Below are 12,860 nucleotides of genomic sequence, written 5' to 3'. Positions count from 1 at the left end.
CGGTAGTTCAGTCGGTTAGAATACCGGCCTGTCACGCCGGGGGTCGCGGGTTCGAGTCCCGTCCGCTGCGCCATATTCGGTAACCTGGAACACTGAACGCCAGGTCGCCACAAGAAGCCCGCTCATTGAGCGGGCTTTTTTTTGCCTGTCATTCAGCTCAACGACTTAATGGCTTGCTTCGCCGCAATCGGCGCGATATCCCGGCGGCCCAGGAACACGAAAACGACCATTGCCGTGAGCAGGGTGAGTGCCGCCAGCCATTGCAGCAACGTGTCGAAGCTTTCCAGGTAGGCCGTACGTAGCAACGCCAATGGAATGTTCGCACTTGCGTGCAGCGTATCGCCCATGACCAACTGTTGGGCTACCACTGAAGCGTCCTGCGCAGCCATGGCATTCAGATGATGCGCGACCAGCGTGCTCAACGCCGCCAAGACGATAGCCAATGCGACACCCTCACTGGCCACCCGGGTTGTATTGAAGATGCCCGCCGCCATCCCCGCCCGTTCCTTTGGCACCACACTGATCGCCAGGCCATCCATCAGGCCCCATGGCAGGCCAGTACCGATGCCAATCACCAGCATGGCAACGACGGTCTGCAGTGGATGACCGGGCGTTCCCAGGCTCAACCCATACAAGCCCGCTGCGGCGATCAAAAAACCAATCGCACACAGCATTCCAGCCGGCAGCCAGCGCGTCAGCATCGCAGCGATCATGGGCACTACCAGCATCGGCGCCGACAGCGCCAGCATCATCAGGCCCGCCTCAAATGCACTGGCGCCTTCGACACCGATAAACCTCAGTGGCAGCAATACCACCAGTACGATGTAGCAGTAACAGGTGCCGATCGGAAGCAACTGCACGCCAATGAAGCGCGCAAAGCGAAACAGCCGCAGATCCAGCATCGGTTGGCTTGCGCGGTTTTCAACGAGGATAAACATCAGTAAGAACATCACCGCCGCTGTGAGCAGGGCTAGCGTCGTCGTTGAGGTCCAGCCTTGGTGCGGCGCCAGGATCACCGCTGTGGTCAGGCTCACCAGCATGGCCGAAAACATCAGGATGCCGGCCAAGTCCAGGCGGCGTGCTTGCGGGTCGCGGCTTTCACGCATTTTGGGTGCGGCGAACAGCAGCGAGAGCCCCGCCAGCATGGCCGTGGCTATAAAAACCGCGCGCCAGCCCCACTGTGCGATCAGCACACCCGAGATCAGTGGGCCAAAGGCCAGGCCCGCGCCGAAAGTGGTCCCCAAGAGGCTGAAAGCGCGCGTCCTGGCATGCCCGTCAAATTCCTGCGCCAACGCCGCACTGCCGCTGGCCAAGGCGATGGCCGCCGCGACACCCTGCACGCCGCGTAATACGTCCAACCAGAAAATATCCGGCGCCACGGCCAGCAGCAGGGAGGTCGTTGCAAACAGCGCCATCCCCCACAAGAACAGGCGCTTGCGCCCATAAAGGTCGGCGAGGGTACCCGCCGCCATCAGCAAGCTGCCGAAGCTGAGCATGAACGCATTGGTTATCCAGGCCATTTGCGTGGGATGGGCAGCGAACGCTATTCCAATGGACGGCGTCGCCACGGCGCCTCCGGTGAAGCTCATGGGTAAAACCAGAGCGGCCAGGCAGATCGCGATCAGGATGGCATAGTCGCCATGAGCCGCAGCGGAGGGTGTGTTCATGGGAATTCCCGTTGGTCTATAAAGATGAAGACTCTAATCAGGATGTAATTCATGATAAACAGGCAGGAATTCCACTCATAGCGGAACAAAAGGATGTAATGCTGTGACCGATAACCTTAGTGGTGTGATCGCCTTCGTGAAGACTGCACAGGCTCTGAGCTTCATTGGCGCGGCGCGAGTCTTGGGGGTTTCCGCCTCAGCAGTGGGCAAAAACGTCGCCAAGCTTGAGGCTGAGCTCAATGTGCGGCTGTTGCATCGCAGCACCCGTAAAGTCAGCCTTACCGTCGAAGGGCAATTGTTTTATGAGCGCTGCCGGAAAATCCTCGATGATCTGCAAGACGCCCGCGCCATGCTCTCCCATGCCATCCAGGCGCCGCGTGGCAAGTTACGGGTCAGCCTGCCCACCATCGGTTATCGCTTTCTCCTGGCGCATATGGTCGCGTTCCGGGAGGCCTACCCGGAAATCGAGTTGGAGCTGGATTTCAACGATCATCTGGTGGACGTGATTGAAGAAGGCTTCGACGTAGTGATTCGTAGCGGAGACTTGGTCGACTCGACATTAATGGCGCGTCGGCTGGGGCCGTTCCGCTTTGTCATGTGTGCATCGCCCGAGTACTTGCGAACCCACGGCCGGCCCGAAACGCTCACTGACCTTGAGCACCACCCCTGCCTGCGTTATCGGTTTGCCACTACCGGTAAAATAATGGAGTGGACGCTGTCCGCCAATCCGGCGATCACCCAGTTGCGCCTGCCCACCGCGATGACCTTGAACAACATGGAAGCCATGCTCATGGCCGCCATCGACGGCCATGGTATCGCCTATATGCCGGATTTCCTGGCCCGGGAGGCGTTGGCCAGGGGGCAGTTGGAGACCGTGCTGAACGGGCATTCCAATGACCAAGGCCAGTTCTGGGCGCTGTGGCCCTCCAGTCGTCATCTCTCGCCGAAAATCCGTGCGTTCGTGGACTTTGCCGCTGCGCACCTGTTCACCACCCATCAAGAGTAAGGGCGGCGGCTGATTTCAACGATCAGCTTATTTGGCTTTCTTTTTCTTCTCGCCGCGAGTGGCAAGCAGTTCAAAGCAAAATGCGGCGGTGCCGAAGAGCGCGATCATTGAGAGGACGACCATACCTAACGTTGAGCTTTCCACGATGACTTCCTACGGGTTGAGGGGTAGGAGGTGACGGTAGAGTCTGTGGGGCGGGTTGCTCAATAGGGGTGACGTAATCGTTATGCCGAGCAGGCGATCTATACGGATTCTTTGCGGGTTACCCTGTCCCTGTCCGTTACCTCGATAACGGATAGGGACCCGGACAACATTACAAGTTGCGGCTATGCCGATAGTCACTGACCGCCTCGTACACCGCCTTGCGCAAGCGATTGATCCCCCCGATCGGCCGGTGCGCCTCCAGCCCGAACCACGGGTTGAACGACTGGTTGTCACAGGCCAGGTTCAAGGCCGGTGTGTCAAAGTCCTGCGCGGGAATCCGCACCTTGGCCACGGTTTCATAGGGCGCATCGCTTTCCTTCCACTCGATGCTGGTGTCTTCGATCGGCATGAATTTCTGCGGGTTCTGCCGCTGAATCTGCAATACAAAACAGGCGGGTACACGGTCGGTAGACAGTTGCTGGTTCAAGGCGCTGCGCAGAAAATTCGGCAGGTCCTGGTTCTGTTTGGGGAGCACATACTCCGGGCAGCTTTGTGGGTCGGGGGCGACGCGGAATTTGGCATTGGCCGCGCCGAATTTGTAGGGTGAAACTGAAAAGTAGGTCGCCTGCGTCGGGCTCGCCGGTGCCGGCGCCAAGGTCGCCAGGGCGATAAACAGATGGCGTACCTGCCAACTGCGAGGGTCGGCTTTGGGGAAGAACGCCAGGACCTTTTTGCCGTCGGCCTGGGCGCCGATGTTCTGCGCGTATTCCGCCACATCGCTGACAAAGAAGTTTGGGTGGCTGAACATCACGAAGTCTTGTTCCGTGCGTGCTTGCTGGTCCGCCATCAATTGTTTGCCCGGTACATCCAGCAGCTTGAGCGCCATGCCCCGAGCATCGCGAATGCTGTCGAACTGCGGGTAGGCATTGCCGTTGGACAGCCGCATCTGCGCCTGCCAGGTCTTGCCCGGCTCGGCGAACACGCCCTGGCGCAAGGCGGGGTCGAGGTCCGCCAGTACGCTGACTTCGGCCTTCACGCAGCCATGGGCCTTGGCGTGGGCATCACGCAGGTAGCGCGTACCTTCGCGGTGCTGGTCGACGATCCGTACCGCCGTCTGGATGATGCCCTGGGTCATGGCCGCTTCACCGGCCGGGATCTGCTCGTTCGGCGACACCGGGCCACTGTGCTGCCAGGCGAACCAGGCAGTGGCTCCCAGCCAGCCGAGCACGCCGAGGCCGATCAGCCACAACAGGGTTTTGCCGAGAAACCGGCCCAGGCGCAGCCAGAGACGTGCGAGCAGCGAGCGTTCGTTGTATTGGGATCGAATCATCATGGCAATTGTTGCTCCAGCGGGCCGCCCAGCACTTTGAGGTATTCCAGCAGCGCCCAGCGTTCTTGTGGCTGCAGGCTACGGCCGATCACGCCGTTGCCGCGTTGACCGGCGCGGAATTCATGGCCGCTGTTGTGGTTGCCGGTGATTTTGGTATCGAACAGGAAGGCGTTCTTGAAGGCAGCGGTTTCAAAGCCCAGGTGGCGCGGGTCGTAGTTGAAGGTGCCTTTATAGAACGTGGTGCTGCGCTCGTCCTGGGGCGAAAGCAATTGATAGATCGTGGGCACCGAGCCGTTGTGCAGGAACGGCGGGGTTGCCCAGACGCCGGCCAGCGGGCGTGCCTTGTAGGCGCGCAGTTCGCGCACACCGATAGGCAGGCCGAAGCCGTCCAGGCCCGGGCGTTCGGCCGGAGTCACACCGGCAGCGCGGTAGGCGTGCTCTTCGACGAAGGCGGTGACGTAGGCCAGGCCCTGGGCCACGGACATCTTTTTCAAGTCCATCGGTTCGGTCGGGGTCGGGTGCAACTGGACATCGAGCTTGGCCAGTTCCGCCGGGTCCCATTGCAGGGCGCTCAGGTCATAACGGTGGTCGGCGATGTTGCTCGCGGCGGTTGGGTCGGTGCCGATGTATTCGACCGGGAGCATTTTCAGTTGCTGCACCGGGCGTCCCGTTTCCTGGCTGACGGCGGGCACATGGCAACCGGCGCAGTTCTCGGCGAACAGGGCGCGGCCCTGGGCGGCGAGGGGTTTGTCGATGGCACCGAACAGGTCTTCCGGCCAGGTCGGCGGCTTGAGGTGTTGCAGGGTTTCTTCAATCAGGTTCAGGTCACGCACGCGCACGCTGGAAGGGTAGCGGGCGTCCCCCTGCAGCGGCTGGCCGGCGTTGTCGAAGAAATTCAGGGTGGCGCCGACGCCGAGGGCTTCGCCGATATTGCGCGCCATGGGTTGCTGGGCTGAGCCGTTCCATTGCACCCAATCGAAGGTCCAGATATCCCACAGATGGGGGTAGTCCACGGGGGCGTTGGCGATGCGGTAATTGTCCGGTGAAATCGCGTCGCCGAAACTGGCATTGGCAATACGGCCAAATGCATCGGTGCGGCCGGGACCTTCTTCGGTGGGGTAGAGGCCACGGTGGGTGTCGTTCCAGGCGACTTTGAGGAACTGGTCCAGGGACTGCTTGAAGTCCGCGCGCAGTTTTTTCTTGTTGTTGTCGTCGTAATCGAAACCGAGCACTTCCCGGGCAAAGCGCTCGAACTTCCAGGGGTTGTAATACGTGGCGGCAAGGCTGGCCACCAGGGCCTGGCCGAAACTGCCGCCACGCAAGGTGGGCACGCTGGAAGGCAGCACATGTTGAGCCGAGCCACCGTCTACGCGCAGGGCCTGGCCTTTGAAGTGCAGCTCGCCTGTGTGGCAGGCGGCGCAGGTGATATCCAGATACTCCACTTTGCTGTCGGCGTTCTGATGCCGGGCGAACCCCACGGGCAGGTTGCCAGGGTTTTGCGCGGTGGGCACTTGCTTGGGGTCGACCAGGAAACCAAAGCGTGCCAGGTATTCGGGCGTGGCAAAGCGCTGCTCCGAGAAGGGCAGTTCCAGGGCTGTGAACCAGTTGTAATGCAGGCCCTTTACCTGGGTGCCCTGGGGCGTGAAGTAGTAGGTCTGACGGTCGGCGGCACTCCATTGATCCTGGTAATGCACCTGCTGCACGGGCACGTAGTCCGGCAGCCTGGGGTTGACGGTGTAATAGAGCACCACGGCCAGGAGCAGGCCCAATGCCAGGAGTATCAGGAGTAAAACACGGGAAAAAGTGCGCAAGATAACTATCCTTGTCGAGGGTTAGCGCTCTTATGCCATCACCCCACGGGGGCGGCAAGTGGCCATGAGCGCGGTTACAGGTGGTCCCGCGATCCTTCGCGGACCCCCATGATGAATGAAAATGCTTTTAAACACGTGAACTTATCAGAAGTTTCCCGCTCAGATGCCGGTAGCCATTGGTCGTGGCCGCCTGATAAGCTCGCGACTTTAATTCGATTGCCCTTTTGGCGCATGAACAAGGAAATAGCATGAAACAGCATCGGTTGGCGGCGGCGGTGGCCCTGGTTAGCCTGGTACTTGCGGGTTGTGATTCGCAGACCAGCGTAGAGCTGAAAACCCCGGCGCAGAAAGCTTCCTACGGCATCGGCCTGAACATGGGCAAAAGCCTTGCTCAAGAAGGCATGGATGACCTGGACTCCAAAGCGGTAGCCCAAGGTATCGAAGATGCCGTCGGCAAGAAAGAACAGAAGCTGAAAGATGACGAGCTGGTCGAAGCGTTTGCCGCACTGCAAAAACGTGCTGAAGAACGTATGACCAAAATGAGTGAAGAGTCGGCAGTTGCCGGCAAGAAATTCCTCGAAGAAAACGGCAAGAAAGAAGGTGTGGTCACGACCGCTTCCGGTCTGCAGTACAAGATCCTGAAGAAGGCCGACGGCGCTCAGCCCAAGCCGACCGACGTAGTGACTGTTCACTACACCGGCAAGCTCACCAATGGCACCACCTTCGACAGCTCCGTAGATCGCGGCAGCCCGATTGACCTGCCGGTCAGCGGCGTGATCCCGGGTTGGGTCGAAGGCCTGCAACTGATGCACGTGGGTGAGAAGGTCGAGTTGTACATCCCTTCGGACCTGGCCTACGGCGCACAAAGCCCGAGCCCGGCGATTCCGGCCAACTCCGTGCTGGTATTCGACCTGGAACTGCTGGGTATCAAGGACCCGGCCAAGGCTGACGCCCCTGAAGCACCTGCTGCACCAGCCGCCAAGAAGTAATCGGCGCCTGAACACACAACGCCCCGTTTTGACGGGGCGTTGTTGTTTCTGCATATTGGCGAAACGCCAACCCTCCGTTCGTGCAGTGAATCTGATCGAACGTCCGTTGTGCCGTGCAGTCTGAACTAAGACTCAAGCATGGGTAGCCGCACATCAACGTCAAGTCAATGAAATCTTGGGTTTTTTTAATGTGCGCAAAAAACGCCCGATCTAACTGAAAGCCTTGTAAACAGAGGGTTTCAGCCATGAAAAAAGGCTCTGTTCACAAGGTTATCCACAATTTGTGTGGATAACCTTTTCTGTCGTCTGGAACTGGAGTGACGAATGAAACCACCCTTCAATTTCACCCGTTTCCTGCCCATGGCTGCACGCCTGCTCGGCCGCGGCCGCTTGCCCACCTTGCTGTTTGCCGTTGCGGCCAAGGGGTCGAACCAGGGCAATCGCCTGGGCAAGCTCAAGGATGATCTAAAGCTGCTACAGGCCCTGTGCCTGGCTTACTGGCGTGGCGAATACCGCGCCATCAGCCCAAAGGCACTCATCTCGGTGGTGGCGGGGCTGATGTACTTCCTGAGCCCGATTGACGCGATCCCGGATTTTATCCCCGTATTCGGTATGCTGGATGACATCGCCGTGCTGGCATGGCTCATGAAGACCCTGGACGGCGAACTGAGCGCCTTTCGCGCCTGGCGTGACGCTCAGCGCCCCGAAAAGCTGGCGGTGGTTGAGCGCCTGCCGGCGACGCCTGCGCTGCTGGCCGAGGAAAACCCGCAAAAAAACTGACGGTGCTTATATCCCCCTGCGACCTTTGTGGCTGTTAGGATTACACTTCTAAGGAAAGAACTTACTTAGTAAGTGTTGTTATCCTACGGGGCAGTCATGGATATTCAGATCATTTCACGCGATGGCGAACCCGAATACGCGGTGTTGCCATGGGACCAGTACCAGGCGCTGCTTAAAGCTGCCGGCCAGCAACAACCCGTACCGACTTCATCTTCTGCCACCCAGGCCACGCCTGATCAGGCTTTGCGTCCTCTCGCCGACCTGCGCGGCTTGCGTGAAGGCAAGGGCCTGGCCATCGAAGCCCTGGCCCGCACCGTGGGGATCAGCCCCTCGTATCTTGGATTGATTGAAAGTGGTGAGCGCCAGCCGGATGCCGCTATCCGCCGCAGCCTGGCCTGGGAATTGGGCGTTGCAGGTTGGAGGGATGAATCTTGAGCCTACGTATCAGTCGTCAACACTGGGATGGATTACTCAACGAGTTGGACCAGGCGCGCCGCCAGCGCCATTTGCTGACCTACCGCGCGCTGCTGGAGCGCCTGCAGTTTCCGACCCCTGCCATGCAAACCCTGGCTGCCGCTCTCGAACACCTGGCGGCGCTGGATGCCAAGGCCGAGCAGCCGTTGCGCAGTTCCCTGGTGATCAGCCAGGGCGCCAGCCGCCTGCCACGTACCGGTTTCTTTGAGTGTGTAGAGCGCCTGGGGCGCTTCAGTGGGCCATCTGATGGCGTGGCCGCTGCCTCCTGGCATGCCTCGGAAGTGGTGCGGGTATTCGAATACGAGTACCCGGAATCCGCCGAGGCTTAAAGCGCCTGGGGCAGCGTCTCCACGCTGTCGATGACATGGATGCTGTAACCGGCTACATTCTTGGCATGGTGTTTGGCCTGGGAGGCCAGCTCCGCCAACTGGCTGGCATCCAGTTGTCCACAGGCCTGTGGATAGAGATGCACCACGCCAATGGACAGCGACAGCAGCGCGAACTCCTGACGTATACCCTGGCGGTTCAACGCCACGAAACAGCCGGCCTCCAAGTGTTCGGCGCGATAGAAGCGTCGGCATTGGGTGTGGAAATCATCCAGCAACTGGTTGAGCCGCTTGCGCCAATCCTGCGGGCCGAGCACCAGCAAAAAATCATCACCGCCAATATGCCCGACAAAGTCTCGGCTGGGGTCGATCCGGTCGTTCAGGCATTGCGCCAGGCATAGCAGTACCTCATCTCCACGTCCGTAGCCGTAGATATCATTGAACGGCTTGAAACTGTCGATATCCACGTAGCAAATTACCGATTCACGCTGTTGCTGCAATAGCCGCGTCAGGCATTGCTGAATGGGCACGTTGCCCGGTAACAGGGTCAGCGGGTTGGCGTAGCGTGCCTGCTGGATTTTCAGCTCGGTGATCAGCTTGAGCACATCGATCACCCGGCCCAGGCCCAAGTAATCCCCATTGAGGGTGATGATGAAATCTTCTTCGATGCGTTGCCGCGCGCGGCTGGTCAACAGGCGGCTGACTTGCTGAAGCGACTGGCTCAACTCCACAGCCAGAAAGTCATCGCTCATCAAGCGGCTGATGGGCTTGCGCGCGAACAGATCGGTGGCGAAAGGCTTGAGCAGCGCATCGGACAACGAGTGTCGATGCACAATGCCGACCGGGTGGCCACGCCGGTCCAGTACGGCCAGCGAGTTCAGGTTGGCCTGGCGGCGAAACGACTCCAGCACCTGGGCGGTGGCGGTGTCTTGGTCCACCGCAGGTTGTTCGTTGAGCAGGGCGCTGAGGTCGCTGCCTTCTTCGCTGAGGGCGGTGCTGGCACTGTCTTGCTTGGGCAGTATCAAGTGCGCTTCTTGCGGCGGATGTTCCTGGGGCCGGCAGAGCAGATAGCCCTGGACCAGGTCGACGCCCATCTCCGTCAATACCGCGAGTTCTCCAGGCAGTTCGATGCCCTCGGCAATGACCTGGGCATGGGACGCCCTGGCGATTTGCAGGATAGAGCCGACGAATTCGCGCTTGAGCGCGTCCTGGTGAATACCGTCGATAAAGTGTCGGTCGATCTTCACGTAGTCCGGGCGCAGTTCCGACCACAGGCGCAGGCTGGAATACCCGGCGCCCAAGTCATCCAGGGCAATGGCGAAGCCCATGTCGCGGTAATGGTGCAGGGCGGTTTGCAGGAGTGCGAAATCGTCGGTGGGAGTCTGTTCGGTCAGCTCGATGACCACCTGGCTGGGTGGAATGCCGAAATCGCGCAGCAGTTGCAGGGTACGGCCTGGCTGGTGCGCAGTCTCCATCAGGGATTCCGGCGAGATATTCAGGAACAGCTTGCCCGGCAGCTTCTGCTCGCTGAAGCGTCGACACGCACTTTCGCGGCAGGCCATTTCCAGCTCACTGAGTCGCCCCGTTTGGCTGGCCACCGAGAACAGGGCGACGGGGGAGTGCAGCGGGCTGTTGGAGGGGCCGCGGCTGAGGGCTTCATAGCCGAGGATGCGTCGCTCGGACAGGCAGATGATCGGTTGGAACAGGCTGTGCAAACTGCCATGAGCGAGAATAGAGCCCAATGCATTCAGCTGTTCGGTCATGGTCATGGCGATCTCGATCGAAAAAAAAGGACCGCAGGCATGGAGCCTGCGGTCCTTCATTTCACGACAGAATGATGTCTATATGATGACACTCCGTAGAGTGTTCAACATTAAATCGCCATCATTTACTGTTTGGCCACCTGTTTGCTGAGCTTGAGGTAGTCCAGCAGGACCCGGCCGGTCTCGGCCAGGTAAGCGTCGTCTTCCGGCTTGGTTTTTTCCGCCTCGGCCGGCAGCGCATCTTCATCTTCTTTCTTCAGTTCCTTGAGCGGGTCTTCGCCCTTGGCCTTGCGGCGGATGTTTTCCAGCACAAGTTGCTGATTTTCGATGTCGGTGTGCTGCGCACGGCGGTCCGCTTCATTGAGGCTGACGGTTTTTTCTTCCATCAGCTTCTTGGCCAGGGCCAGTTTGTCGCGGATGAACACGAACTCGGCATCCTTGGCGGAGCGAGCGTCATGGTCGGCCTTCAACTGCGCCAGGTACGGTTTGAACGGGTCCGACGCCGGCTTGATGGCCGGGCGGATGGTGTCCCACGGCATGGCTTCGGGCAGGGCGCTCTCGCCGATTTCCTTGGTGTCGATGATCGACGGGAAGTCGATATCCGGCAGCACGCCCTGATGCTGGGTGCTCTGCCCGGAAACCCGGTAGAACTTGGCCAGCGTCAGCTTGAGCTCGCCATGGTTCAGCGGTTGAATGGTCTGCACGGTGCCCTTGCCGAAGGTCTGGCCGCCGATGATCAGCGCACGGTGATAGTCCTGCATGGCGCCGGCGAAAATCTCCGAAGCCGAGGCCGAAAGACGGTTGACCAGCAACGCCATCGGCCCTTTGTAGAAGGCCCCCGGGTTCTCGTCTTCCAGCACATCGACACGGCCATCGGCGTTGCGTACCAACACGGTCGGGCCTTTGTCGATGAACAGGCTGGTCAGCTCGGTCGCTTCCTGCAGAGAGCCGCCGCCGTTGTTGCGCAGGTCGATGACCACGCCGTCGACTTTCTCTTTCTGCAGTTCTGTCAGGATTTTCTTAACGTCGCGGGTGGTGCTCTTGTAGTCCGGGTCGCCGGCTCGGAAGGCTTTGAAGTCGAGATAGAAGGCCGGGATTTCAATCACACCCAGCTTGTAATCCTTGCCATCCTGCTTGAGCTTGAGGATTTTCTTCTGCACCGCCTGGTCTTCGAGCTTCACCGCCTCGCGGGTGATCGACACGATCTTGCTGGTCTGGTCGTTCGGTGCATTGGTGTGCGGAATCACTTCCAGACGCACCACGCTGCCTTTCGGCCCACGGATCAGCTTCACCACTTCGTCCAGGCGCCAGCCGACCACATCGACCATCTCTTTGTCGGCCTGGGCCACGCCGATAATCTTGTCGGCCGGAGCGACTTGCTTGGTCTTGTCTGCCGGACCCGCCGGCACCAGACGCACGATCTTGACCTGGTCATTGTCGCTTTGCAGGACGGCACCGATGCCTTCCAGCGACAGACTCATGTTGATATCAAAGTTTTCTGCGTTATCCGGCGACAGATAATTGGTGTGCGGGTCGTAGGACATCGCAAAGGTGTTGATGTAGGCCTGGAAGATATCTTCGGCGCGGGTCTGATCCAGACGTGCCAGCTGATTCTTGTAGCGCTTGGTCAACAGTTCTTGAATGGCCTTGGGCTCTTTGCCGGCGATCTTCAAGCGCAGCACTTCGTCCTTGACGCGTTTGCGCCACAGGTCGTCGAGGGCGGCGGTGCTGGTCAGCCAGGGCGCGTCCTTGCGATCCACCAGAAGGGTTTCCTTCTGGGTGAAGTCGAGCTTGTCGACGCCTTTGTTCAGCTCTGCCAAGGCGAAGTCCAGACGCGCTTTGACGCGGTCCAGGTAGCGCTTGTAGATGGTAAAGCCGGGCTGCAGGTCGCCGCTCTTGAGGAAGTCGTCGAACTGCGTCTTCCACTTGTCGAACTCAGCGATATCGCTGGCCAGGAAGTAGCTGCGCGAGGGGTCCAGCAGCTTGAGGTAGCTGTCGTAGATGATCACCGAGCGAGCATCGTCCAAGGGCGGCTTGCTGTAGTGATGGCGCTTGAGCAACTCGACGACGTTAAGGCTGGCAATCACCTCATCGCGATCAGGCTGAAGGTTGTCCCAGCTGTTGGCTGCGAACGTATTGGTCGACATCGACGCGAAGCCGAGACCAATGAAAAAAGCGAGGGCGGTGCTGGGGAACAAATGCTTCATGCTGATTCGACGCGGGGGCAATTGATAACGCATATTAGGCCGTCTTTGAGGGAGCCGGTTCCATATGGTCCGGTCGCATAATGCAAAAAGCCCGGCGCTACTGCTACGGGCTCAGTCCGGAGTCACTATGGAGGCACTCTGAAAGCATTGCAAGGCGTTGGAGATCATACGGATTGGTTAGAGGATTCCAGTCCTACCTGTAACGTAGGTCAAGTTCGCCTCTGTGAGTCTGAATCGCGACAGTTTTGAGCCTTTATCTCGGGTTTGACTAAAACCGGGTTGGATTTGGAGTGCGACCCGCCATGTGGGAGGGGGCTTGCTCCCGATGGCGGTGTCTCAGTGAAGAATGTTTCATCTGATGCC

Annotated in this window: 10 protein-coding genes; 5 read left to right on the top strand and 5 right to left on the bottom strand. The window is 59.5% G+C overall.

From position 1 onward, the window contains the following. Nucleotides 1–152: 152 nt before the first annotated feature. A complete protein-coding gene (locus tag ACQRBV_RS00200; protein WP_411984577.1) occupies nucleotides 153–1,667 on the bottom strand; it encodes an MFS transporter in 1,515 nt (504 codons plus the stop codon). A 103-nt stretch (nucleotides 1,668–1,770) separates the two neighbouring features. On the opposite strand from ACQRBV_RS00200, the gene ACQRBV_RS00195 reads away from it, so the two are divergent. Beyond that, nucleotides 1,771–2,673, top strand: a complete 903-nt coding sequence (locus tag ACQRBV_RS00195; RefSeq protein WP_060756963.1) for a LysR family transcriptional regulator — start codon at nucleotides 1,771–1,773, stop codon at nucleotides 2,671–2,673. A gap of 313 nt (nucleotides 2,674–2,986) precedes the next feature. Here the strand turns inward: ACQRBV_RS00195 and ACQRBV_RS00190 are convergent, their stop codons facing one another. Together ACQRBV_RS00190 and ACQRBV_RS00185 are read right to left on the bottom strand one after the other, a co-directional pair. Beyond that, nucleotides 2,987–4,150 (bottom strand): catalase family protein, encoded by a 1,164-nt coding sequence (locus ACQRBV_RS00190; RefSeq protein WP_090365883.1) that lies wholly within the window; start codon nucleotides 4,148–4,150, stop codon nucleotides 2,987–2,989. Next, complete coding sequence (locus ACQRBV_RS00185; protein WP_411984578.1) at nucleotides 4,147–5,958, bottom strand: di-heme-cytochrome C peroxidase; 1,812 nt, start codon at nucleotides 5,956–5,958, stop codon at nucleotides 4,147–4,149. Before ACQRBV_RS00185 ends, ACQRBV_RS00190 begins: the two co-directional genes overlap by 4 nt. Nucleotides 5,959–6,206: 248 nt before the next feature. Here ACQRBV_RS00185 and ACQRBV_RS00180 point away from each other — a divergent pair, with 248 nt between their 5' ends. The 4 genes from ACQRBV_RS00180 (at nucleotide 6,207) to ACQRBV_RS00165 (ending at nucleotide 8,530) form a co-directional block, all read left to right on the top strand. Then, nucleotides 6,207–6,947 carry an FKBP-type peptidyl-prolyl cis-trans isomerase gene (locus ACQRBV_RS00180; RefSeq protein ID WP_060756966.1) on the top strand — a complete coding sequence of 247 codons (741 nt, stop codon included), beginning with the start codon at nucleotides 6,207–6,209 and terminating at the stop codon, nucleotides 6,945–6,947. 324 nt (nucleotides 6,948–7,271) lie between these two features. Then, entirely contained in the window at nucleotides 7,272–7,727 is a 456-nt protein-coding gene (locus ACQRBV_RS00175; protein ID WP_411984579.1) for a YkvA family protein, read from the top strand. Nucleotides 7,728–7,823: 96 nt separating this feature from the next. Next, nucleotides 7,824–8,162, top strand: coding sequence for a helix-turn-helix domain-containing protein (locus ACQRBV_RS00170; RefSeq protein WP_161550349.1), 339 nt, complete (start codon nucleotides 7,824–7,826; stop codon nucleotides 8,160–8,162). Next, entirely contained in the window at nucleotides 8,159–8,530 is a 372-nt protein-coding gene (locus ACQRBV_RS00165; protein ID WP_005786715.1) for a hypothetical protein, read from the top strand. Before ACQRBV_RS00170 ends, ACQRBV_RS00165 begins: the two co-directional genes overlap by 4 nt. Here the strand turns inward: ACQRBV_RS00165 and ACQRBV_RS00160 are convergent. Continuing rightward, nucleotides 8,527–10,296, bottom strand: coding sequence for a bifunctional diguanylate cyclase/phosphodiesterase (locus tag ACQRBV_RS00160; protein ID WP_411984580.1), 1,770 nt, complete (start codon nucleotides 10,294–10,296; stop codon nucleotides 8,527–8,529). The genes ACQRBV_RS00165 and ACQRBV_RS00160 overlap by 4 nt on opposite strands. Before the next feature lie 119 nt (nucleotides 10,297–10,415). Further along, nucleotides 10,416–12,497: a carboxy terminal-processing peptidase gene (locus ACQRBV_RS00155; RefSeq protein WP_232966038.1), complete on the bottom strand. Its 2,082-nt coding sequence runs from the start codon at nucleotides 12,495–12,497 to the stop codon at nucleotides 10,416–10,418. Between the last annotated feature and the right edge of the window lie 363 nt (nucleotides 12,498–12,860).

The sequence above is a fragment of the Pseudomonas sp. R11F genome, assembly GCF_050312575.1.
GTDB lineage: Bacteria > Pseudomonadota > Gammaproteobacteria > Pseudomonadales > Pseudomonadaceae > Aquipseudomonas > Aquipseudomonas palleroniana.
Note: the sequence above shows the minus strand (reverse complement) of the source record. Positions and strands in the feature narration are given on the sequence as shown.

Excerpts from the sequence above, each read along its gene's own strand:
- ACQRBV_RS00200 (WP_411984577.1), bottom strand. The coding sequence starts at position 1,667 with ATGAACACACCCTCCGCTGCGGCTCATGGCGACTATGCCATCCTGATC.
- ACQRBV_RS00190 (WP_090365883.1), bottom strand. The coding sequence starts at position 4,150 with ATGATGATTCGATCCCAATACAACGAACGCTCGCTGCTCGCACGTCTC.
- ACQRBV_RS00180 (WP_060756966.1), top strand. The coding sequence starts at position 6,207 with ATGAAACAGCATCGGTTGGCGGCGGCGGTGGCCCTGGTTAGCCTGGTA.
- ACQRBV_RS00175 (WP_411984579.1), top strand. The coding sequence starts at position 7,272 with ATGAAACCACCCTTCAATTTCACCCGTTTCCTGCCCATGGCTGCACGC.
- ACQRBV_RS00170 (WP_161550349.1), top strand. The coding sequence starts at position 7,824 with ATGGATATTCAGATCATTTCACGCGATGGCGAACCCGAATACGCGGTG.
- ACQRBV_RS00160 (WP_411984580.1), bottom strand. The coding sequence starts at position 10,296 with ATGACCATGACCGAACAGCTGAATGCATTGGGCTCTATTCTCGCTCAT.
- ACQRBV_RS00155 (WP_232966038.1), bottom strand. The coding sequence starts at position 12,497 with ATGAAGCATTTGTTCCCCAGCACCGCCCTCGCTTTTTTCATTGGTCTC.